Genomic DNA, 22605 nt, shown 5'->3' with positions numbered 1-22605 from the left:
GTGAGCGAGGACGAGCAGCTGATGGCCGCCGCATCCTTCGATCCCCACGCCGAGAACGCCCATATCGGGAGCTTCGCGGCCGAGCACCTGTCGCCGTCGTTCCCGCAGCGCGCCCCGTGGGGCACGGCGCAGCGACTGCGCGCGTGGCAGGCCGAGGCCCTCGACCTGTACTTCTCGCTCGACGGTCCCGACGGGGTGGGCAAGGGGCCCCGTGACTTCCTCGCCGCCGCCACCCCGGGCGCCGGCAAGACGACCTTCGCCTTGCGTCTGGCCAGCGAGCAGATGCGGCGCGGTGTCGTCGACCGCATCGTCGTGGTGGCGCCCACCGAGCATCTGAAGACGCAGTGGGCGGACGCGGCCGCGCGTGTCGGCATCCGTCTCGATCCGCAGTTCAGCAATCGCCATGCGCTGCCGTCGCGGCAGTACCACGGTGTCGCCGTCACGTATGCGCAGGTCGCGGTGAAGGCGTCGGTGCACCAGAGCCTCGTCATGGACCGGCGCACGCTCGTCATCCTCGACGAGGTGCACCACGGCGGTGACGCGCTGAGCTGGGGCGAGGCCCTCCGCGAGGCCTACGCGCGTGCCACCCGCCGGCTGCTGCTGTCGGGCACGCCCTTCCGCTCGGACACGGCGCCGATCCCCTTCGTCGAGTACCACCCCGACCACCGGGGGACCAGGGTCTCGCGCACCGACTACGCCTACGGATACCGGCGCGCGCTCGAGGACGGCGTCGTCCGTCCCGTGCTCTTCATGATCTACGCCGGCCACATGCGGTGGCGCACGAAGGCCGGCGACGAGATGGAGGCCCAGCTCGGGCAGGACAACACCAAGGACATCACGGCGCAGGCGTGGCGAACCGCGCTCAACCCCGATGGCGAGTGGATGTCGGCGGTGCTGCGATCCGCGGACCGACGGCTGACCGAGGTGCGGCAGACGGTGCCCGACGCGGGCGGCCTCGTCATCGCGACCGATCAGACGGCCGCGCGCGCCTATGCGGCGCTGCTCGAGCAGATCTCCGGCGAGACGCCGACGGTCGTGCTCTCCGACGAGGCCGAGGCGTCCGCACGGATCGAGCAGTTCTCCGACTCCGACCGACGGTGGATGGTCGCGGTCCGGATGGTGTCCGAGGGCGTCGACGTTCCGCGGCTCGCCGTCGGCGTCTACGCGACGTCGGCCTCCACGCCCCTGTTCTTCGCGCAGGCCATCGGTCGCTTCGTGCGAGCCCGTCGTCGCGGCGAGACCGCGACCGTCTTCGTGCCCAACGTGCCCCAGCTCCTGACCCTCGCGAACGAGATGGAGCGCCAGCGGGACCACGCCCTCGACCGCGAGAGCGACGCGGAGGACATGTGGAACGCCGAGGAAGACGCGATGAACGCGGCCGAACGCGAGGATTCGGCATCCGATTCCCTGCTCGAGGAGGGCAGCTACCAGGCCCTCGACGCGCATGCCCACTTCGACCGGGTGCTCTTCGACGGCAAGGAGTTCGGGCAGCTGGCGGTGCCCGGAACCCCGGAGGAGGAGGAGTTCCTCGGGCTGCCGGGGCTTCTGGAGCCCGAGCACGTGCACGAGCTGCTCATGCAGCGGCAGGCCAGGCAGGGGCGGCACCGTGAGATCCGCGAGGCGCAGGAGGGCGCGGAGGAGACATCGCCGCGCAGCGACGCGGACCTGCCCGCGCCGCTGCACCGCACCCTCAAGGAGCAGCGCCAGCTCCTCAACAGCCTCGTGGGCCTGTACGCCCGGCAGTCCGGCGAGGCCCACGGCCTGGTGCACGCGGAGCTCCGGCGCCTGTGCGGCGGACCGGCGGTCTCGCACGCGACCGTGGCGCAGCTGCAGTCGCGCATCGAGGTGCTCCGCGCCCGCGTGCGCGCCTGACCCTCTCGCGCGGCCCGACCCGGCATGTCCGGCATTCGGGTCGCCGAGCCCCGGCGACCGCCGGGCCTGACTACTCTCGACAGCGTGTGCTGTCGAGAGACGGCCGAGCGAGAGGATCCCGTGTCCGAGAACACCAGGCCCCCCGAACCCACGACGCGTATGCGTCGCCGGTGGGCCCGCTATCTGGTCGACGAGCGGTCCGAGGCATCGGTCTACCGGCATCTGGCGGCGCGGCGCAGCGGCGAGGAACGGGAGATCCTGCTCGCCCTCGCCGCCGCCGAGGGGCGTCATGAGGCGCATTGGCTCGCTCTCCTGGGCGGCGAGCCGGCGTCCCTTCCACGGGCGTCCGCCGGTACACGGATGCTGGGCTGGATGGCGAGACGGTTCGGGTCGATCTTCGTGCTGGCGCTCGCGCAGAACGCCGAGGCACGCTCTCCGTACGACGACGACCCGTATGCGACCCCGGCGATGCGCGCCGACGAGAAGATCCACGCCGAGGTCGTCCGGGGGCTCGCCGCACGTGGTCGGCGGCGACTGTCCGGGACGTTCCGCGCGGCCGTCTTCGGGGCGAACGACGGACTCGTCTCGAACCTCGCCCTCGTGATGGGGATCGGCGCGACCGGCGTCGGTGCGCAGTTCGTCCTGTTCAGCGGGATCGCGGGGCTCCTCGCCGGGGCGCTGTCGATGGGGGCGGGCGAGTTCGTGTCGGTGCGGTCCCAGCGTGAGATGCTGGCGGCGACCGAGCCGAGCAACGAGGCGGACGACGTGCTGCCCGACCTCGACCTCGACGCGAACGAGCTCGCCCTCGTGTATCGCACGCGCGGACTCTCCGAGGCCGACGCGCGTGAACGGGCGCGGCAGGTGGTGAAGATCGCTCAGGCCGCGGATCGCACCGTGCCCTATCGTCGCCCGGCAGAGGACGAGGTGAGCCACGAGACGGTCGGCGGCGCCTGGGGCGCGGCGCTGTCGAGCTTCCTCTTCTTCGCCTCGGGCGCCATCATCCCGGTCCTGCCGTGGCTGGTGGGGCTGTCCGGCCTGCCGGCCGTCGTGCTGGCGCTCGCCCTGGTCGGGATCGCGCTCCTGTCCACCGGTGCCATGGTGGGACTGCTGTCGGGCGGACCGCCTCTGCGGCGCGCGCTGCGGCAGCTGCTCATCGGCTTCGCCGCCGCCGGCATCACCTATCTGCTGGGCCTGCTCTTCGGTGTCAGCGCCGCCTGAGTGCGCCGGCAACGCCGTGGACCTCCTCGAGGTGGGCGAGGATCCGAGCCGGCCCGTTCCCGCGTTACGGCTCGGTCATCTGGACGAAACGATCCCGAGCAATCCGATGGCTAGCCGGTGCGGATGCCCGAGGCCGATTCGAGCGAGCAGTCCCGCGCCCGGAGGGGGGTCTTCCTCCGCGCCCACCGCGAGCATGCCTCTCAGCTCCAGAGGGGATCAATGCGCTCCTGACGCTGAAACCGGCGGTGATCGCGGATGCAGCCGAGCGCGCGGACGACGAGCGGCGTGGGCCGCTGCACGGTGTGTCGGTCGTCGTGACCTTCCCGATCAGCTCGGGATCGGTGGAGAACTTGAACGTCTCGCTGCGCCAGGGCTGGACCCCGTACTTGCGCCACGCCCGCGCGATGGTCGCGTTTCCGATCCTCAGATGCCCCGCCAGCAGCCTCGACGACCAGTGCGTCACCCCGTACTTCTTCGGCGGCGCCGTCAATGTCGCGGTGATGATTCGCTCGTCATCGACGTGCTTGGGCCGCCCCGCACGGATCGCCGTCGACCGCGCCCACGACATCAACTCATCCCGATCGCCATCCCACAAAGCCAACGCCGGAGCCGGAGAATTCGCCATGACCAATTCTCCCAAACCACCAACCATTTAGGAACTGACGGCACGCGACACTAGCGTCGCCGGCACGGCATGCGGAATAAGCCCGTTCAGCGCCAGCGCAAGGGTCGACTTGCCTGACCCGCTCGGCCCGAGCATCCGTGGTCTCGGCCTCGTCGATACCACAACGTCGAACCCTCCCCCGGGAAGCGTGTGAGAGAACGTCCGCTCGGGGGCGCGACGGATCATGCTCCGACCTGTGCGGCCTTCGTGCGCGGTTCGGCTTTCAGACCCCGCGTCACGCCGGTCCGTTCAAGGCGTTTTGCGATCATCCGGGCGAGCCAGGTGAAGAGCAGTGCGCTGGCACCGGCGATCGGGTAGATCGCCAGACGTACCCAATCCGCGGCATCCGCGGCCAGCAGTCGCTGTGCGGGGAACGCGTAGAGTACGCCGATCACGCCGTTGCTGACGTAGAACAGCCAGGTCGGCCACTTCCGGTACGCGGTCGCCAGGAACGGCAGCTCCTGAATGAGACCCACGGTCGCAGTCGAAGCGATCGTGGAGAAACCGTACGGCGTGAACGGCGCTACGACGAGTCCGGCGATGAAACTGGTGATCAGGGCGACGCCCGGACGGTGGGTGAGGGACTGGATGAGCGCCCCTCCGAAGAACCAGACACCGAGCAGGGCGGTGTATCCCAGGGGAGCGACAGCGATCGCTGCGGTTGAGAAGAACGTGAAGATGGGCAGGAGCAGGATGCCGGCGGCCACACCGATCGCGGCGCAGGTGAGCAATATGCGGGTGCTGAGGTTCTTCATTGAAGTATCCTTGTCTGGCACCGGGGTCAACCGGTCGCCTTTCCTTCGATCCAGTAGAACTGCGTGAAATGATGTGCACGGTCGAGCCCGAGCTGTTCGCGGAACACGAGCCGGACGTGCTTCACAAGCGTCTTCTCACCCGCGGCCCAGGCATAGAGGCCCGGTTGGTGGGTCGCGGCGACGCTCATTGCCCGGGCGAGAGCGGCCCCCCGGTCGCCCTCACGTGTCACCCACTCCCACGAACCGTTCTCCCGTTCCACTCTGGGGAGCTTGTCGCGGTCGGTGTGATCCTCTTCCAGGAACACCATGGTGCGGACCTCGGACGGCACGGACTCCAACCAGGAGTTGATCGCCGGAAGCGCGGTGGAGTCTCCCGCGAGCACGAGCGACTTCGTGTCATGGGGGATGTCGATCTTCGCCGGTGTGAGCGCCACCTCGACACGTTCGCCGACCGAGACCGCCTTGGCCCAGTCCCCGGCTGGGCCGGCGACATCGTGCAGCACGAAGTCGAGACTGAACGTCTCGTCAACCGAGTTCATCGCGACCACGGTGTAGCCGCGTTGCGCGAGTCCGTCCTGACCCTTGGCGGGATTCGGCACCCAGAGACGAAGCCAAAGGGCCGGGAAGGCTTCGACTGACGCCGTGAGCTCAGGGCCGCGGAACACGATCCGCCGGTACCAGGGCGTGAAGTCTTCAACGCGAACCACCTCGGTGGGGTAGTTGGTGATGCGCATCAACCGCATCAGCCCGCGCTGCCAGTTCGCAGCCATCAGCGATGCCCCGATTCGGCGGGGGCGAGGCGCCATCCCGCGGCCCGTGAGCGCTCGTTCCAGAACGCGGCGTACCGTCCTTCAGCTCGGAGAAGTACGTCATGGGTGCCGCGCTCGATGATCCGGCCCTGGTCGAGGAAGAGGATCTGATCGGCGTGCCGGATTGTCGCCAGCCGATGCGCGACGACGATCACTGTCTTGTTTCGGGTCAACTCGTGGATGCCACGGACCACCCTGGCCTCGTTCTGCGGGTCCAGGGCGCTGGTCGCCTCGTCGAGCAGCACGATCGGGGCATCTTTCAGCAGCGCACGGGCGATCGAGACGCGCTGGCGCTCCCCGCCGGACAGTGATGTCCCGCCCTCGCCGACGTTCGTCTCCCAGCCGTCGGGGAGGCGTTCGACAATCTCATCGACGCGGGCGATCTCGGCGGCACGGTTCAGCTCCTCGTCCGTGGCCCCGGCGCGTCCGATCCGCACGTTCTCCGCGATGCTCTGGTTGAACAGGTACACGTCCTGGAAGACGAGGGAGAATTGCTGCATCAGTGCGCCGGAGGGGTAGTTGGAGATCGGGTTGCGACCGACGTCGATGCCGCCGTCGTCCACGTCATAGAACCGGGAGGCGAGGCGCAGCAGCGTCGTCTTGCCGCTGCCGCTCGGGCCGACGATCGCGGTGGTGGTGCCCGCTGGGACGGTGAAGGTCACCCCGTTGATCACCGTCTCGCCAGAGCCGTAGGCGAAGGTCACGTCGGTGAAGCTCACGGACGAGTCCTCCGGCAGCACAGGCTCGGATGCCTCGGCCAACGGCGGCACGTCGAGGAGGTCGGTGATCCGGTCAGCGGCGTTCGCTGCACCCCGCACGGCCGTGGACAGGTCGGCAGCCTGATTCAGCGGATCGATGAATCGCGAACTCACCGCGATCAGCGCGATTGCGGCGGGCACGGAGATGCTGTCGCCGGCGGCGAGGGTGATGGCCAGGTAGACGAGCAGGATGAAGGTGAGCTGCACGAGGAACGAGAAGACGACGAGCCCGGGGATGGATGCGAGCACGAGTCCTCTGCTGCCGCGTCGCTGGACGGTGAGGGCGTTCTGCAGGCCGCGGTTACCGGCCCCCGCGGCACCGAACGCGCGCAGCACGGGTTGCGCTTGCGCGAACTCGATCACGCGGGAATTGGACTCCTCCGCCGCCTGGTGGGCGCGAGTGTCTGCGCGGGAGTAGACACCCTGTCCCCAGCGGTTCACGAGGTAGAGCAGTGGGGCACTGATGATCATCGCCAGCGATATCCGCCAGTCGATGAAGATCATCCCGATTGCGACCCCGGCGGGAACAAGCACACCAGTGAGCAAGGGTGCCAGCAGATGCGCGAAAACTCCCATCGCGTCACGCACGCTCCCGCTGATCAGCTTCGACACCGACCCCGCCGTCGATGATCCGAACCAGCCAAGCGGGAGGACGGCGATATGGTCGCCGAGCCGGGTCTGCAGCGACTGCATCATTCCGGCTCCGATCCGGATGCCGAGCACGGCCTGCTGGTACCCGCCGATGCACACGAACACGACTGCGACGGCGATCCATGCCGTCCATGTCCACGCCGCGCCGAGATCGCCCTCGAAGAGCGACTCCAGCATCGGCATGAGGAGCACGTACGCCGCCGACTGCGCCACCGCGAACAGCACGATCATGGCGATGTATCGCGGGATCAGCCGCCGATAGGGATCGGGGACCAGGCGGAGGACCTTGCCGATCATACGTGCACCTCTTTCGTTCCGGGATCCGCGGTCGTCTCCAGCTCGTCGACCTCGCGGAGAGCTCGCTCATTCGCATCCCACAGGCGGGAGAACAGGCCGCCTCGTGCACGCAGGTCCGCGGGAGCGCCTTCTTCGACGATGCGCCCGTCCTCCAACACCAGCACGTTGTCCACGCCCTCGAGGGTGTGCAGGCGGTGCGCGATGACGAGCACGGTCCGGTCGGCGACGAGTACGGCGAGTGCGTCCTGGATCGCCGCCTCGGATTCCGGGTCCGCGAACGCGGTCGCCTCGTCGAGGACGAGGATCGGGGCATCGGCGAGGAGGGCGCGCGCGATGGAGAGTCGTTGGGCCTCGCCGCCGGAGAGGCGCGCGTCCTTGCCGATCTCGGATTCGTAGCCGCGGGGCAGGTCCAAGATGCGTTCGTGGATCTGCGCGGCGCGCGTTGCCTCCACGAGGGCAGCATCGTCCGCATCGGGCCTGGCGAGGAGGAGATTGTCGCGGATGGAGCCGGCGATCAGCTGCACGTCCTGCAGCACGAAGCCGACGCTGCGGTAGAGCACGGCGGATGGCAGAGAGCGGATGTCGTGACCTCCGATCGTGATACGTCCCGCCGTGACGTCGTCGAAGCGCGGCAGCAGCCGGGCGAGCGTGGTTTTTCCCGAACCGCTCGGTCCCACCAGAGCGGTGATCGTTCCGGGATGTAGTTCGGCGGTGATGCCGCGGAGCACGGGGCGATCAGCGTGGTATCCGAAGGACACGTCCTCGAAGCGCACCAGCCCTGACGCGGGGGTTGGGCCCTGGGCCGGATCGACGAGCTCATCGGCCTCGGTCAGCTCCCACAGGCGAACGGCTGCCGCAGACGCCTGACGCAGCGCATTCATCCCATAGCCAACGCTCAGCACTGTTCCGCCGATTCCCAGACCGAGCAGGAGGAACGGGATCAGATCGGCGGCGCCCATCGATCCTGAGGTGATGAACGTCAGAGACGCGACGAGAACGATCAGCAGCACCAGGACCGGATTGAGCAGAAGGCCGGCCGCACCCTCGAGACGCGTGATCGGGCCAACCCACGCCGTGAAGAACTTCGCGTGGTCGTCGACGGCCTCCTGATAACGGTGATGCCCCTTGCGCGGTTGGCCGAAGGCGCGAACGACCTGGATACCGTCGACGAACTCGATCGTCGTCTCGCTGACCGTGCTCTGCAAGGAATCGAAGGCAGCGAGCTTCTCGGCGTGCCCCTTGCCCATCACCCGGGAGATCGCGAAGGCATACGCGAGGATCGGAACGAGCAGGATCAGGCTCAGCCGCCAGTCCACGAAGACCAGGTAGACGAACGTCGCAAAGGGAAGCGTGATAGCGGCGACGAACTCGAGTCGCGCGTGGGCAACGAGGTAGTGCAGGGCGTCCACATCACTCTGCAGCAGCTTCTTCACCCCACCCGAGCTGCGCTCGGTGAACCAGCCCAGGGGCACCCGGGTGAGTTTCGCGGCGAGGAGTTGACGGAGCGTGTACTGATGCTCCGCATCGATCATGTGCGACCAGAGCAGCGCGCCGGACTGCACAAGCCCGCGGAACCCGAGGATGCCTAGCGCGACGATCACCAGCGACCAGACGCGGTCCCAATCGATGGACGCGGACAGGAGCTCGCGGCAGAGCTCCGCGATGACGATGAACGGCACGACGGAACAGATCGCCGCGGCTGCGGCGAGGGCGCTCGCCACGGTGAGCCGGACGGAGACTGGACCAAGGACGCGCGAGTTCGCCGCCTTCTGCCGTCGCCGTGCTTCGCCGAGATCAGCCTTTCCTGCCCGCTCGTCGGTGTCGCTCATCCGGACCTCTCTTTTGCAATGACCTATTGCAAACAGCTTGAGCATATCCAAAGCGCAGTGGCTAAGCAAGGTAACCCTAACCTTGTCTACGCTAGTGCGGGTGTTCGTTGTGAGACGATGAATCCGTGCCTCCTCAGCCACGCCGCGGACGTCCGCCCCTTACCTCCCGGGAGGCGATCCTCGACGCAGTGCTTGAGATCGGGTTGGATCGAGCGACGACCTCGGCCGTCGCCGAATGTCTCGGGGTAGACCAGTCCACGCTTTATCGGCACATCGATAGTCGAGAGGACATGCTCGATGCTGCCGTCGCCGTCGCGGTCGGCCGTACGATATGGCCCGATCCGGAGGGGAACTGGGCGGACTATCTTCGTGCCTGCGCGAAGGCGATGTGGGGAATGTTCGAGGCATCGCCGGGGCTCGCCCAGCGACTCAGATCGATGACTACGATCCCCGAGGAGCTGGTGATGCAATCGTATCGGATCGTCGATCAGCTCACTCAGTTGGGTTTCAGCCTCAAGGATGCCGCGCTCATCGTCGACACGATCGGCGACATGACTGCCGATTCGTACCTGACGGTCGAGTTGCTCGATCGCGTCGTCGGGGGCGGAGGGAGCTACCGGGACCGGGCGATCGAGACGATGGCGCATGCCGGCGGCATCGTCCCGAACCAGAAGACGGCAGCGGAGTATCTCGGGGTGATGCGCTATGCGATGGGAGAGCGGGGAAAACCCAGCGCCTGGTGGATGGACAAGGTCGATCTTGTGATCGACGGAGTCGCATACCGTCTGTGCGAGCGGAACTGACGGTATCCGACGAACACCCCTTGGCGTGCGCGATCGCTGAGGCCGTGCAGATCGTCGGTGTGCGTATTCGCGGTGTCCACGATGGAGTCGAAGCCACGGAAGGACACCGAGCCGGGCAGCCCGAGCACCCGCGACAACCACATGGGGATGGCGCGGTTCATCCGGGCGTGCCCGCCGCCAAGCTCACGTGGGTCCTGGCCGAAGGCGGCAATGACGCCGCCACCACCGGTGAGCTGGAGTTACCCACCGCCGAGATCGCGGACACCGCAGAGTTGTTTAAGACGACCTTTCTCGGTAACGGTTGAGGCATCCGGGCTCGGGGTGCTGCGACGCCTGCATCGCCGCGGGCAAGCGCTCCTTGCGCGGCCACAGCGAGCGAGGTAGCCGAACGCGAGGGTTCCCCCAAGGCGCCGCAGCGTCAAAGATGACAGCGGCGAGCAGGCAACCCTCGTCGCTACCGCTGAGGCGCGCGCAGCGCAGATGCGTGCCGAGGTCGTCGGGCCGCTCATCGCCCAGGCCACCACGGACGGCACCAGGTTCTTGACCGCGCAGAAGACGGCATGGGAGGCATCGCGTGCCCAGGCCCGCGCACGCGGGCTCCGCAAGCGCGCCGCCACCCGCGCCGCAGACGCCGCGCACACCAAACGCGAAAACACAGAGACGACAACCAGGCAGCGCTGGGGCAGCATCCCCCACAGCACCACCGGGATCGACTCGTGGGCGGAATCGGTCGCACAGCCAGAGGCCGAGACTAACCCGCGCGTGATCGACGCGATGGCGCAGGCAGACTCGGCGCGTGAAGTGCAGCGGCAGCTCACGAAGCGGCACCTGGACGAGCAGACAACCCTCATCCGGCGCGTGTTCGGTGACCGCGCCCCGACCAACCCGACCCAGCAGGCGGCCCGGTGGCAGCAGCGAGCGAAGCAGGCCCGCCGCGACCTCACGATCATCGAGGCCCTGCCCACCACCGAGGCAGCGCAACTCATCCAGGAGCGCGCCGAACTGGAGCAGGCACGGCGGAAGCCGCCGAGCGCGCCAAGGCCGCACGGAAGGCCCGCGCCGCCCAGTTCCCCGACTTCACTCAGCGGCCGCGCACGGGAGGGCCGACGCCGCCGAGCCGGGCTGGGACTGTAGCTTTACAGGCTGGGCGCGTCACGACGTGACGCAGACGAGGAACGTCCGGCCCGGAACTGGCTGACGTCGGGCAGGGCGGGGCCGAGGCGGGGCTTGCGGCCCCGAGTGTCCTCACCGCCGACGCGATTGCTGCGCTCGGTGAGCGCGACGAGTGCGAGGTGGCGGTCGGCGGTCCAGCACACCAGGCGGCCGCGCTGATCCTTCGTGCGGCCGAGGATGCCCGCCTCGGCCAGTTCCGTGAGCGCGCGGTGCGCCGCCGCAGGCGACACGGCGAGGCGCGTGCTGACCGTCTCTGCGGTGAGCACCGGGTCGGAGGCGAGCGTGTCGAGGATGCGCAGCACGACCGCATCCCGGCGAGGCGCGGCGGGGTTCAGGCCGCGGTCACGGCGAAAGGCGACGAGCCGGTCGGACACGTCACGGTCGAGCGCGGCGATGTCCTCCGCGAGCCTCACCGCGTTCCCGGCAGCCTTCTCCGCTGCCTGCGCGAAGCCGATCACCCATTCATCGAGCGCGGGCGGATCGGCGCGGTAGCCGGTGAGGCCTGCGATGTAGGCGTCGGTGTCGCCGGCGAAGACGGTACTGATCGGGATGAGCGCGTTCCGCAGCGCGTCGGCGCGGCGGAGGATCGTGTGGATGAGTGCCCGTCCGGTGCGGCCATTTCCGTCGATGAACGGGTGGATCGTCTCGAACTGCGCGTGCGCGATCGCCGCCCGCACAACCGGATTCCCCGCGGTCTCGGTGACGAAACGTGCAAGGTCCGCCACGAGGCGAGTCACCTCGGTCTCCGGTGGCGGCACGAATGCGGCTCGCAATGGTGACCAACCCGGCCCGCCGACCCAGTTCGGCTCCTGCCGTACCCCACGCTCCAGGCGGGGCTCGATGACGTGCTGGAGGTCCACGATGTCGTCGGTTGTGATGGTGCGCGTATGGTCGGCCAGCTCAGCGATAGCTGACTCGGTCGCGCGTACGTTCGCCACGACATCGAGTGCTTGGCGCGGCCCCTGGTGCAGCAGCTCCGCGATTGCCAGGCGCTTGGGCGTGACCCGGTTGCCTTCGATCCACGACGACGAGATGGACTCTGAACGGATCAGCAGGTGGTTCAGATATTGGCCTCGCGCTCCGATCCGCTCATCCGCGCGGGCAAGCACCGCCAGCGCGTCCTCCGCCGCCCCCTGCGCCTCGGCGCCCAGCGTCGGGAGGCTGTCGCCCAGTTCGTCGGGCACGTAGGCGAGGTAGCGGCGGGGTGCGCGATCCTTGCGGCTCAGACCGCTCGCGTCCGCGGGATGCCACAGGAGCTCGACGTACTCGCCCATCGCAGCCTCCCTTCCTGCGTCCGTTATTTCTACTTTAGGTGCTCTAAGCGAGAAATGGTGATGTGAGGATCAAGGGTAGTCACTCCGCGTTGTCGGCGAAGAGGGCGAGGAACTTCTCGCGTGGGATGACGACGCGGCAGCCGATCTTCACCGAGGGGGATGGTGCCGTCTTCGATGCCGACCGTGATCGTGCGGGGATCGACGCCGAGGGCTTCGGCAGCCTCCTGGCGGGTGATGACGAGGCTGCGACGGCGGCGGAGGTGAGGGGAAACCCTCCCGGCATCACGAGCACCCACGTCGCGGCGAACATCCGCGCTGCCCGGCTTGCGGTCGGCATGGACTTGCGCACCATGTCCGATGCGCTCGGAGCGGCGGGCCGGAAGCTGTCACCGTCGGGCATCAGCAAGTGGGCGCACGGGGAGCTCACCCTCACCAGCGACGGTCTGCTGGCGTACTGGCAACAGGAGTGGGTGCAGTGCCTCAACCGCATCCAGTATTTCGAGACGGGTCTGCTGAGGCTTTTCGCAAGTCCGAGCGCGATCCGCGCTGTAGTCGTCTTGCCGGAACCGTTCGGGCCGAGGAACCCAGTGACACGGCCGGGAGATGCAGTGAAGCTCACTCCACTCAGGACCCGCCTCGTCCCATAGGTCTTGGTGAGCTCTTTCACTTCGAGGGGCATGCTCATGCGCGGTTGTCCTGTTCGATCCGGGAGGTTCGGGCGAGGGCGATGATCCAGGGCAGCAACCACAGCAACGCCAAGACCACGGTTGTCGTGATGAGAAGGACGGGACCGGGAACCCAGGAACCCGTAGCGATGAGCGCGACCCCGACAGTGCTCGTGCCGTACTTCTGCGTGGGCGCGGATCGTGCGAACTCTTTGGTCACCGTCGCGATGAACGAGACCGGCCCGTCGTAGTTCGGGCCACCGCGGGGGTATCCGATGCCGATGCTGACCAGCAGGACACCGAGCCCGACGCACACCGCTCCTGTGAAGGACACGTCCCAGGAGTCGGCCAGACCTGTCACACCGAGGTACGCGGCCATCGTGCACAGCGTCAGCCCGATGAGGAACCAATCGAGAAACCGGCGTAGCTGTCCGGCGGTGCCGTTGGTCAACGGCGAACGGAACTGTGGGAACCAGACAAGCAGCAAGGGAGCCATGCAGATCACAACGGTCATGAGGAACAGGATCGACGCGAGCAATACGCTGGACGGCGCCAACCCGAGCGCAGCATCTTCCGTCATGTCGTCGTCGGCCTCCGCACCGCCCCGTATGAGGGTCGCGACTGCGATAGCGAGCACCCCCGTCAACGCCACGACAGCGCCCGTCCAGGGCACGACGCCGGCTCTATTCCTGTGCACGTTGGGCGTCTGGTTGGTCATGCTTCAAGTGTTGAGGGACGAAAGCACCTGCACATCTGTCGCAGGACAGAGATCGCCCCTCAACGGCTGTGCTCGGTACCTACCTGCCCCTGTGCGGCTGTCATGCATCGCGTTGTTCTGTCTTCCGACAGAGGCGTCTCACGCCGGGGGCGGCCAGACTTGAAGCCATGAACTCGTCTCCCGTCGCACCCGCTGAGTTGTCCTCGCGCCCGTCGCGGCGCTCACAGGTACTCGCCGTGACGGTGGTCGGCGCACTCAGTGTGCTTGTCAGCGGGTTCTATCTCTGGGCGGTCCACCTCGCCGCGCAGACCGATCCGGCGCTGACGATTCCGCCGGGCGGGGCCTACGCGACATGGGTAGCGGGAACCGTCATTTCGGCTGGCCTGTTGTGGTGGCATCAGCGACACCCGATCCTTGTGTTCGCAGGCGTCTTCGCCCTACACCTCACGGGAGCTGTCCTGATCGGCAACGGCGGGCTCGGCGGCGTCGCCCTGCCGCTCTGGTTCAGCGTCTACGCGCTCGCGACATTCGCGCGCCCGCTGATTGCAGGGCTTCTCGTGGCCGGAGCCTGGGCAGTCGCGACGATGGTTCAACTCGTTCTCGCTGCGACCGCTGGCCTGTCGCTTTCCGCGCCGGAGGTTGTCGTGGTCGCGTTCGGTCAGGGGTTCTTCTTCCTGGCCTGCTACATGATCGGCGTTGGGATGCGCGCTGAACGGCAACGCGCCCGTGACGCGGCCGAGCGAGCCCAACTGATCGAGGCTCGCACCCGTGCCGAAGCCGCCAGCGCCGTCTCACGGGAACGTAACCGTATGGCAAGAGAACTGCACGATCTGGCCGCGCACCAGATCATGGATGTGTTGCTGACCACACGGGCAGCGCTGCTGACCGGGCCGAACCCGGTACTCGAAGAGGTCGAGCAGAAGACCGCTGAAGCGCTCGGCAGCATCCGATCCGTCGTCGGAGCGCTCCGCAATGACGACACCGACCCCTCATCCCGCGAGCCCGAACCGCTCGCAGAGGCCACGACCCGCGCCCTCGAACGTGTCGCACGGGAACGGGGGCTCCACGTTCAAGAGCGGGTCACCATCTCCCACGAACCAGTCAGTGCGGCGACGGCGACCGTGGTCAGCGTCCTCACGGAAGCTCTCGCGAACGCTGCTACGCACGCACCGGGAGCGCCGGTCGCAGTCACCTTGCACAGCGACAGCACGGCGGTTCGCTTGGAAGTGCGAAACCCGATGGGTCTCGGCGAGGGGCAGAACCCCAGGCTCGCAGACTCGGGCTATGGACTGATGGGTGCGGCCGAACGTGCGCATATCCTCTCCGGCCAGCTGGACACTGGCATCGCCGAGAACGGCGATTGGACACTCATACTCACACTCCCGGCAACCCGATCGGAGGTGTCGCGATGATCGACGTACTCATCGCCGACGACCAGCCCAGTGTTCGCCGTGCCCTGCGCGCATTCCTCGAAACGCAGGACGACATCAGAGTCATCGCCGAGGCCGGAAGCGGCCCCGAAGCCGTCACCCACGCGAAATCGCATCGCCCGGACGTAGTGCTCATGGATGTGCGGATGCCCGGAGGCGACGGAATCTCCGCTACCGCAGCCCTCGCGGGCGAAAGCCTCACCGATCCGATCCCCGTCGTCGTGATCACCACATTCGACCTTGACGAGTACCTCTTCGGTGCGCTGGAGAACGGAGCGGCCGGGTTCCTCCTCAAAGATGCACCGCCCGCGCACATCATCGACGCCGTCCGAGCAGCCGCCTCCGGTGACGGACTTGTTTCGCCCGCCGTCACCCGCCGGGTGATCAGCGAGTTTGCCCGCCGACGCACACCCACCGTACGAGACGCAACCATTCCGCGCCTCACAGCCCGCGAACGCGACGTGCTCGCCGCCCTCTCTCAGGGGCACAGCAACGCCGAGATCGCCGAGCAACTGTTCATCGAGATCGGCACCGTGAAGACCCACGTGTCCAGTATCATCCGGCAGCTCGGGGTTCGAGACCGAGTGCAAGCCATCGTCTGGGCCTACCAGCACCCTGGATGGCAGGCCGACATCGAAAATGAGTACCCATGAGCGCACCATCAGATGCCCCGACCCGCAGACCACGCACCGGAGCGATCATCGTCCTGGTCATCGGCGCGATCCTGACCGTCACCGGCCCCATCTTCGGGGTCCTCGCAGGCAGCTTCGCCATGATACCCGGCGCCCTCGACCTCGCCGACAACACCATAGAGGTCTCACCGACCGGCACCATCACCCTGGGCGACGGCGAGTCCGTCTACCTCCTCGGCCCGGTCGCCGACCTCGACCAACTCGACCACGAATCCTGCACCGCGACCGGCCCGAACGACGAACCGGCGACGGTCGTATTCGCGCCCGCGAGTGCTCTCAATACGCTCGTCAGCGGCACCCGCTACGAGTCCTTCGCGCAAGTCACCGCGAGCACCGCAGGCACTTACGACATCACCTGCCAAACCGGTGGCATCCCCGTCGTGACCGCACCACCCTTCACCCTCGGCGGGCTCATCGGCCCGCTCGCCTGGTGGTCTATCGCAGGAATCGCCGTCTCCCTTATCGGAATCGTCATGGTCATCATCGGCATCGTCAGACTCGCACCTGCACCAAGAACGACCTGAATCACTCATCGCCTTCCACTCGGACACAGCATCATTCACTAACTCGAAGAATGAACCAACGAACTCACTTTTTGTTCTTCTGAATGAACATATTCCACCGCGGTAGATACAGTCATTTCCGTACTAGAAATCCTCGGTGGTGAGTCTCATGCATGGCGGCGTCATCCTGTTCCGGGGAACCGGAGCCGACGCGCGTCGCTATGTCGAAGCCGACCGCTCCCGCGCCGATGACTACTACCTCGGCGCGGAGACGTCCGTGGCAGCGTTCACCGCGCTTGATGGCGACGGGAACGTGACCGCCGCGCTGGGGCTCGACCCGGAGGCGTATGCGGGCTGGGTGGACTGGCTCAACCCGCTCACCGGGGAGTCGATGGGGAAGCCGCGTCTGCCGGGTGAAGGTCGGCAAGGATCGCCTCGGTTCGCGGAGATGGTCGCGAACGCCCCCAAGTCGCTCTCCATCGCCGCGGCCCTCCACCCCGAAGTCTCCGCAGCGCTCGACCAGGCGCAGCAGGACGCCGTAAACGAGATTCAGCGGTGGCTCGCCGAGCACTCCGTGACCCGCGTGGGGCCGCGGGGAAAGCAGGAGGTCGTGCCCGTCGAGGCGTTGCAGACGGTGGCGGTGTCGCACCGCACCAGCCGGGCGGGTGACCCGCACCGGCATATCCACTTTCAGATCGGCACCCGCGTATGGGCGGCCGGGAAGTCGCGAGCCTTGGACACGGCGGCGCTGTTCCGGCAGCAGGGCGCGATCCGTGCCCTTGGCACTGCCGTGATCGCCGCGCACCCTGAGCTTGCGGAGGTGCTGGATCGGCACGGTTTGACCCTTGATCCGGTATCGGGTGAGGTTGCCGAGCTCGAGCGGTTCAACGGTGCGATGAGCAAGCGCGGCGAGCAAGTACGCAAGCATCTCGAACGGCTCGAAGCGGAGTGGGAGGCAACGCATCCGGGCGAGTCGATGGGGCCGGTCGTCTCGACCCGTCTCGCGGCGAAAGCGTGGGCGCACGAGCGGCCCGCGAAGAAACCCACAACGCTATGCACTGGTGCTGTAGCGCTGGCGTGCGGCCTCGCCGCTGGTGCCGATCGCCTCACCGACCTCGCGCCACGACAGCCGCTTCTCCCGCGCCGCGCGTACAGCGTCTGCGAGTTCGCGTTCGGCGGTGTCGCGTCGCCAGGCGGCGAGCTTGACCGCCATCACGGGCGGGATCGGGGCGTCTTGGTCGCCGGGCTGGGGGTCGTAGTTCTCGAACGCGTCCGCGAACTCGTCGGCGCGGGCCTTGATGTCTTCGATAGAGCGTGGAGCCATGATGTTCACCTCAGATACTTGGGTCGAGCCGGACGCATCGCGTGCGCGATAGCGATGATGCCGTGCCATTCGATGACGCCGACCTCGACCAGGGTGCCGGTCTCGTCGGGGCCGACGAACATGGTCATCGCGTCGTCTTGCACGAAGTGCCGGACAGGGAAACGGAGCGCATGGAGCATCGCCGCATCCGAGACACCGTGCCGGTGGGCACTGTCCAGGATGATCGGTTCCGACTCCATGTCACAAGTTTACTTGCCACAAGATAACTTGCCAACACGCGGATGCGGCGCAGCGAAGCCCTCGCCCTCAAATGGAACGACCTGAACGCCAAGACCTCGCAGGTCAGCATCCGGCGCGCGATCAACCCCGAGGACTGGACGAAGACGAAGACCACCAAGACCGGCAACGCCCGCGTCATCGACATCGACATCGACGCCGCAACCGTGAAGGCGCTCGCCTCCTACAAGGTTGTCCCCGCTCGCCTGACGCGATGACGAGCCGGTGGGACCGCCGCCTCAGATGGGCCGCGAGGGTCAAGAAGCTCCAGCACCTGCCCCGCGTCACCCTCAAAGGGCTCCGGCACACGCACGCGACGATCCTCATGGAACTGGGCGTGCCGCCCAAGGTCGTGCAGGAACGCCTCGGGCACTCCATCATCACCACGACGATGAACATCTACAGCCACGTCACCCCGACGATGCAGAAGAACGCCGTCGACCAGTTCGCCAACCGCCTCGCCGGGACCTGAACCCCGCGATGGGGCGAACAGAGGCGCTTGCCCCATATCTCGCCCCATGACAATGAAGTAGCCCCTCACCGGGAACCTAAAATCCCTGGTGAGGGGCTGCTTTCGTTCTGTGCGCGAGGGGGGACTTGAACCCCCACGCCCTATACGGGCACTAGCACCTCAAGCTAGCGCGTCTACCTATTCCGCCACCCGCGCATCGGATGTTTCGGTTTCGCAACCGAGGAACGACATTACCACGTCCCGGATGCGGCCGAGAATTGCGGTCGGCCCCGCGTGTGTCGTCCCATCGGCCCGCGACCCTCGACGTCGCATCGGGTCGGGCCCCCGACCCCGACCCGGTAGCCTGATCCGCATGATCGAGAGCGCCGACACGGGGGAGGCGGCACTTCCGGAGGTCGCCCGCCTCGCCCGCGACCTCATCCGCATAGACACCACGAACTACGGCGGCGGCCGTGCGCTCGGGGAGCGCGAGGCGGCCGAGTACGTCGGCGCCTACCTCGCCGAGCTCGGACTCGAGCCCCAGTACTACGAGCCGGTCCCGCGTCGTACGAACGTGATGGCGCGGGTGCCCGGGCGCGATCGCAGTCTGCCCGCGCTCGTCGTCCACGGACACCTCGACGTCGTGCCGGCGGTCGCCGAGGACTGGAGCGTCGATCCGTTCGGCGGAGAGATCCGAGACGGTCTGCTGTGGGGCCGTGGCGCGGTCGACATGAAGGACATGGACGCGATGATCCTCACATCCGTCGCCGACATCCTCCGCAGCGGAGACCGACCCGCCCGCGACCTCGTCGTGACGTTCTTCGCCGACGAGGAGAACGGCGGCGTCGAGGGATCCCAGCTCGTCGTCCGGGACCGCCCGGAGTGGTTCGCGGGGGCGACCGAGGCGATCAGCGAGGTGGGCGGCTTCTCGATCGACGTGGGCGATCGCCGCGCCTACCTGCTGCAGGTGGGCGAGAAGGCACTGCTCTGGCTGCGTCTGGTCGCGCGCGGCGCGGCGGGGCACGGCAGCCGGGTGCACCCCGACAACGCCGTCACCCGACTCGCCGAAGCCGTCGCGGCCCTCGGCCGCACCGAGTGGCCCATCCGGCTCACGCCCACCACGACCGAGTTCCTGGACGTCCTCTCCGCGCTCACCGGCCTGCCGCCGGACGACCCGGACGCCATCGCGGACTCCGTCGGCCCGGCGGCGAGCTTTCTCAAGGCGACGCTGCGCACCACCGCGAATCCGACCGGTCTTACAGCGGGGTACAAGCACAATGTCATCCCCGACCGGGCGGAGGCACTCATCGACGTGCGCGTCCTGCCCGGCACCGAAGAGGCTGCTCTGGCCGACATCCGCCGCATCGTGGGCGACGGGATCGCGATCGAGACGGTCGTCCGCGACGTCGGACTCGAGACGCCGTTCTCGGGCGACCTCGTCGACGCGATGGTGGCGGCGCTCGGTCGTCACGACCCGGACGCCCCGGTCATCCCGTATCTGATGGGCGCGGGCACCGACAACAAGGCGCTGTCGCGACTCGGCATCGCCGGATACGGCTTCGCCCCGTTGCGCCTCCCGCGCGGACTCGACTTCACCGGTATGTTCCACGGAGTCGACGAGCGCGTGCCCATCGACGCCCTGGTGTTCGGGCAACGCGTCCTGACCGACCTGCTCCGCTCCTTCTGAACCGTCCTCCTCACGTCTCGAAAGGCCGTCGATGCTGCACTTCCTCGAAGCGCTCCTGCTCGGCTTCATCCAGGGGCTCACCGAGTTCCTCCCGGTCTCCTCCAGCGCCCACCTGCGGATCCTCGGATCGTTCCTGCCGGCCGCCGAGGACCCGGGCGCCGCCTTCACCGCGATCACCCAGATCGGCACCGAAGCAGCCGTCGTCATCTTCTTCTGGCGCGACATCGTGCGGATCGTGAAGCACTGGTTCGCGGCGCTGTTCGGCCGCATCCCGCGAAACGACCCGGATGCCCGCATGGGGTGGCTGATCATCATCGGCTCGATCCCGATCGTCGTGCTGGGTCTTCTCTTCGAGGACCAGATCGAGGGCGTCTTCCGCTCGCTCTGGCTCGTCGCGGGGATGCTCATCTTCTTCGGCGTGCTGCTCGGGATCGCGGATGCCGTGGGCGCCCGTAAGCGCAAGCTCCGCGACCTCACCCTGGGGGACGGCGCCATCTACGGGCTGGCGCAGTCGCTCGCGTTGATCCCCGGGGTCTCGCGCTCGGGCGGCACGATCACCGCGGGTCTGTTCATGGGATACGAGCGGGCGGCGGCGGCCCGCTACGCGTTCCTGCTCGCGATCCCGGCCGTGTTCGGCAGCGGCTTCTACCAGCTCTTCAAGGTCGTTCGCGAGCCGGAGGCGAATCCGCCGTTCTCGCTGTGGGAGACCGGGGCCGCGACCGTCGTGGCCTTCTTCGTGGCGCTCGTCGTGATCAAGTTCTTCATGGCCTGGATCTCCAAGCGCAGCTTCCTGCCGTTCGTCGTCTACCGCGTCGCCCTCGGAGCGTTCGTCATGGTGATGCTCGCGACGGGCGTCATCCAGCCCTGACCCGAAATCTCCCCGGAGGGGGGAGATTTGGCATCCTTCGTCGGTCGTCAGCGACCCAGGCCGCTGACCCGACGTTCCCCGTGCACGAGGACCCGGATCCCTCAACCTTCACCCGCGAGACTGCAGCGGGGCGCCGAGACAGCGGGGTTTCCCCACGGTCTCGGCGCCCACGTGCAGTCTCGCGGTTCGGAGGACGACCGGACGGCTCCGGCGGCGGCGCTCAGCGACGCGGGTCGTCGCGACCGGGCTTGGTAGGACCGTCGCCGCCGCGCTTCAGGTACTGCTCGAACTCGCGCGCGATGGCGTCGCCGGAGGCCTCCGGCGAGTCCCAGGTGTCCCTCGTGCGCTCGAGCTGACGGATGTACTCGGTCATCTCCTCGTCGTCGGCGGCGGCCGCATCGATCGACGCCTCCCAGGCGGCGGACTCCGTGGCCAGCTCCGCACGCGGCACCTTGGCGCCGGTGAGGTCCTCGAGGCGGTCGAGAAGCGCCAGCGTCGCCTTCGGCGACGGCGTGTGCCCGGCCACATAGTGCGGGACGCTCGCCCAGAGGCTCGCCGCGGGGATGCCGGCCGCATCGGCGACGTGACCGATGACGCTCATGATGCCCACGGGACCCTCGTACGTGCTGCGCTCGAGATCGAGGCTCGTCCGCAACGCTTCGTTCTCGCTCCCCGCGAAAACCGAGATCGGCCGGGTGTGGGGCACGTCGGACATCATCGAGCCGAGTCCGACGATGCCCGTGATGTCCTCGCGCAGGGCGACGTCGACGAGCTCGGCGGCGAACGCCTGCCAGGCCCGAGCCGGCTCGACCCCGGTGAGCAGCCAGAGCTGTGTGCCCCGAGTGGCGCGCGCCGGACGCAGCAGAGTCGTCTCCGGCCACTTCAGGATGCGGCTGCCGTCGGCGTCGATCGCGGCGTGCGGGCGCGTGTACTGGTAGTCGAAGTACAGCTCGGGGTCGACGGAGTGGACCGTCCTGTAGTCGCCGTCCTCCCGCAGCAGCGACACGGCGGCCGATGCGGCTTCGCCGGCATCGTTCCACCCGTCGAAGGCGGCGACCAGCACGCGACGACCGAGTCCCTCCACGCGTTCCCTCCCTCTCCCCGCGGCGCGGGTCCCTCCAGGATAGGCGCAGCGTGTGCCCTCGGCACCGGCGGGGCGGCCACGCGATCGCTGCCTCGTAGCATGGGACGGTGACAGCATCGCTCCCCACCGCGGTCCTCTGGGACATGGACGGCACCCTGGTCGACACCGAGCCGTACTGGATGGCCGCCGAGACCCCGCTCGTGGAGAGCTACGGCGGCACATGGTCGCACGAGCAGGCGCTCTCCGTCGTGGGGCTGGGGCTCGACGACTCCGCCCGCATCCTGCAGTCGGCGGGGGTGCGCATGGCCACGCACGAGATCGTCGACCTGCTCACCGCGCGCGTGATGACCGCGCTGGGCGAGCAGGGCATCCCGTTCCGCCCCGGCGCACGCGAGCTCCTCGCCGACCTGCGGGCGGCGGGGGTCAAGTCGGCTCTCGTCACGATGTCGATGCGCCGGATGGCGACGACCGTCGTGGACCTCATCGACTTCGACGCGTTCGACCTCATCATCGCGGGCGACGACGCCACCCGTCCGAAGCCGTTCCCCGACCCGTACCTGCAGGCCTGCGCCGCGCTGGGCGTCCCGCCGGAGGAGACCGTCGCCATCGAGGACTCCCCGAACGGCCTGCGGTCCGCGATCGCCGCGGGCACGATCGCGCTCGGCGTGCCGCACATGGTGTCGCTGACCGGGGTGGGTGCCGCGGCGCTCTGGCCCACGCTCGAAGGCCGCGTCGCCGCCGACATCGCTGCACTCCACGCCGGGCACGCCCGGCAGATCAGAGAGGACGCCGCACAGTGAGCGG

General features: G+C 67.9%; 22 protein-coding genes, 1 tRNA gene and 1 pseudogene. 14 read left to right on the top strand and 10 right to left on the bottom strand.

Annotated elements, in window-relative coordinates:
- The first annotated feature begins 21 nt into the window (after window positions 1–21).
- Window positions 22–1872, top strand: coding sequence for a DEAD/DEAH box helicase (locus GVL03_RS01765; protein ID WP_159498927.1), 1851 nt, complete (start codon window positions 22–24; stop codon window positions 1870–1872).
- Window positions 1873–2031: 159 nt separating this feature from the next.
- On the top strand, window positions 2032–3090 hold the full coding sequence (locus GVL03_RS01760; protein ID WP_159498925.1) for a VIT1/CCC1 family protein: 1059 nt from the start codon (window positions 2032–2034) through the stop codon (window positions 3088–3090).
- 316 nt (window positions 3091–3406) lie between these two features.
- Here the strand turns inward: GVL03_RS01760 and GVL03_RS22215 are convergent.
- The 5 genes and pseudogenes from GVL03_RS22215 to GVL03_RS01735 form a co-directional block, all read right to left on the bottom strand.
- A pseudogene (locus GVL03_RS22215) lies at window positions 3407–3631 on the bottom strand (IS630 family transposase); the annotation flags it as partial.
- A gap of 305 nt (window positions 3632–3936) precedes the next feature.
- Window positions 3937–4509 (bottom strand): ECF transporter S component, encoded by a 573-nt coding sequence (locus GVL03_RS01750; protein WP_159498866.1) that lies wholly within the window; start codon window positions 4507–4509, stop codon window positions 3937–3939.
- A 26-nt stretch (window positions 4510–4535) separates the two neighbouring features.
- Window positions 4536–5279: a siderophore-interacting protein gene (locus GVL03_RS01745; protein WP_159498864.1), complete on the bottom strand. Its 744-nt coding sequence runs from the start codon at window positions 5277–5279 to the stop codon at window positions 4536–4538.
- Window positions 5279–7024: an ABC transporter ATP-binding protein gene (locus GVL03_RS01740; RefSeq protein WP_159498862.1), complete on the bottom strand. Its 1746-nt coding sequence runs from the start codon at window positions 7022–7024 to the stop codon at window positions 5279–5281. The genes GVL03_RS01745 and GVL03_RS01740 overlap by 1 nt, the downstream gene beginning before the upstream one ends.
- Window positions 7021–8853 (bottom strand): ABC transporter ATP-binding protein, encoded by a 1833-nt coding sequence (locus GVL03_RS01735; protein WP_159498860.1) that lies wholly within the window; start codon window positions 8851–8853, stop codon window positions 7021–7023. The genes GVL03_RS01740 and GVL03_RS01735 overlap by 4 nt, the downstream gene beginning before the upstream one ends.
- Window positions 8854–9041: 188 nt before the next feature.
- On the opposite strand from GVL03_RS01735, the gene GVL03_RS01730 reads away from it, so the two are divergent.
- The 3 genes from GVL03_RS01730 (at window position 9042) to GVL03_RS01720 (ending at window position 10790) form a co-directional block, all read left to right on the top strand.
- Window positions 9042–9656, top strand: a complete 615-nt coding sequence (locus GVL03_RS01730) for a TetR family transcriptional regulator (RefSeq protein ID WP_159498858.1) — start codon at window positions 9042–9044, stop codon at window positions 9654–9656.
- Window positions 9641–9961 (top strand): hypothetical protein, encoded by a 321-nt coding sequence (locus GVL03_RS01725; RefSeq protein WP_159498856.1) that lies wholly within the window; start codon window positions 9641–9643, stop codon window positions 9959–9961. The genes GVL03_RS01730 and GVL03_RS01725 overlap by 16 nt, the downstream gene beginning before the upstream one ends.
- A gap of 175 nt (window positions 9962–10136) precedes the next feature.
- Window positions 10137–10790 (top strand): hypothetical protein, encoded by a 654-nt coding sequence (locus tag GVL03_RS01720; RefSeq protein WP_159498854.1) that lies wholly within the window; start codon window positions 10137–10139, stop codon window positions 10788–10790.
- Between the two features lie 2 nt (window positions 10791–10792).
- Here GVL03_RS01720 and GVL03_RS01715 read toward each other — a convergent pair whose 3' ends face one another.
- The 3 genes from GVL03_RS01715 to GVL03_RS01705 form a co-directional block, all read right to left on the bottom strand.
- Window positions 10793–12103, bottom strand: coding sequence for a Fic family protein (locus GVL03_RS01715; RefSeq protein ID WP_159498852.1), 1311 nt, complete (start codon window positions 12101–12103; stop codon window positions 10793–10795).
- 79 nt (window positions 12104–12182) lie between these two features.
- Window positions 12183–12782: an ATP-binding cassette domain-containing protein gene (locus GVL03_RS22695; RefSeq protein ID WP_200847019.1), complete on the bottom strand. Its 600-nt coding sequence runs from the start codon at window positions 12780–12782 to the stop codon at window positions 12183–12185.
- A 2-nt stretch (window positions 12783–12784) separates the two neighbouring features.
- The gene (locus GVL03_RS01705; protein ID WP_159498850.1) at window positions 12785–13486 is read right to left on the bottom strand and encodes a hypothetical protein; all 702 of its coding nucleotides are present in this window, start codon (window positions 13484–13486) and stop codon (window positions 12785–12787) included.
- Between the two features lie 236 nt (window positions 13487–13722).
- Here GVL03_RS01705 and GVL03_RS01700 point away from each other — a divergent pair, with 236 nt between their 5' ends.
- The 6 genes from GVL03_RS01700 (at window position 13723) to GVL03_RS22195 (ending at window position 18183) form a co-directional block, all read left to right on the top strand.
- A complete protein-coding gene (locus tag GVL03_RS01700) occupies window positions 13723–14898 on the top strand; it encodes a sensor histidine kinase (RefSeq protein WP_159498848.1) in 1176 nt (391 codons plus the stop codon).
- Window positions 14895–15569, top strand: a complete 675-nt coding sequence (locus GVL03_RS01695; protein WP_159498846.1) for a response regulator transcription factor — start codon at window positions 14895–14897, stop codon at window positions 15567–15569. Before GVL03_RS01700 ends, GVL03_RS01695 begins: the two co-directional genes overlap by 4 nt.
- Window positions 15566–16132, top strand: a complete 567-nt coding sequence (locus GVL03_RS01690; RefSeq protein WP_159498844.1) for a hypothetical protein — start codon at window positions 15566–15568, stop codon at window positions 16130–16132. The genes GVL03_RS01695 and GVL03_RS01690 overlap by 4 nt, the downstream gene beginning before the upstream one ends.
- 136 nt (window positions 16133–16268) lie before the next feature.
- A complete protein-coding gene (mobF, locus tag GVL03_RS22205) occupies window positions 16269–17759 on the top strand; it encodes a MobF family relaxase (RefSeq protein ID WP_235037973.1) in 1491 nt (496 codons plus the stop codon).
- A complete protein-coding gene (locus GVL03_RS22200; protein ID WP_159498842.1) occupies window positions 17717–17929 on the top strand; it encodes a hypothetical protein in 213 nt (70 codons plus the stop codon). The genes mobF and GVL03_RS22200 overlap by 43 nt, the downstream gene beginning before the upstream one ends.
- Window positions 17926–18183, top strand: coding sequence for a tyrosine-type recombinase/integrase (locus tag GVL03_RS22195; protein ID WP_159498840.1), 258 nt, complete (start codon window positions 17926–17928; stop codon window positions 18181–18183). Before GVL03_RS22200 ends, GVL03_RS22195 begins: the two co-directional genes overlap by 4 nt.
- A 110-nt stretch (window positions 18184–18293) precedes the next feature.
- On the opposite strand, the gene GVL03_RS01670 is transcribed toward GVL03_RS22195, so the two are convergent.
- A tRNA-Leu gene (locus GVL03_RS01670) sits at window positions 18294–18378 on the bottom strand.
- 157 nt (window positions 18379–18535) lie between these two features.
- On the opposite strand from GVL03_RS01670, the gene GVL03_RS01665 reads away from it, so the two are divergent.
- Both GVL03_RS01665 and GVL03_RS01660 read left to right on the top strand, forming a co-directional pair.
- The gene (locus GVL03_RS01665; RefSeq protein WP_159498838.1) at window positions 18536–19849 is read left to right on the top strand and encodes a M20/M25/M40 family metallo-hydrolase; all 1314 of its coding nucleotides are present in this window, start codon (window positions 18536–18538) and stop codon (window positions 19847–19849) included.
- 34 nt (window positions 19850–19883) lie between these two features.
- Window positions 19884–20717 (top strand): undecaprenyl-diphosphate phosphatase, encoded by an 834-nt coding sequence (locus GVL03_RS01660; RefSeq protein WP_159498923.1) that lies wholly within the window; start codon window positions 19884–19886, stop codon window positions 20715–20717.
- A gap of 220 nt (window positions 20718–20937) precedes the next feature.
- Here GVL03_RS01660 and GVL03_RS01655 read toward each other — a convergent pair whose 3' ends face one another.
- Window positions 20938–21801, bottom strand: a complete 864-nt coding sequence (locus GVL03_RS01655) for a PAC2 family protein (RefSeq protein WP_159498836.1) — start codon at window positions 21799–21801, stop codon at window positions 20938–20940.
- Window positions 21802–21908: 107 nt separating this feature from the next.
- Here GVL03_RS01655 and GVL03_RS01650 point away from each other — a divergent pair, with 107 nt between their 5' ends.
- Window positions 21909–22601, top strand: coding sequence for an HAD family phosphatase (locus GVL03_RS01650; protein WP_159498834.1), 693 nt, complete (start codon window positions 21909–21911; stop codon window positions 22599–22601).
- Window positions 22602–22605: the final 4 nt, after the last annotated feature.

The organism is Microbacterium sp. 18062 (assembly GCF_902706225.1).
Lineage (GTDB): Bacteria > Actinomycetota > Actinomycetes > Actinomycetales > Microbacteriaceae > Microbacterium.
Note: the sequence above shows the minus strand (reverse complement) of the source record. Positions and strands in the feature narration are given on the sequence as shown.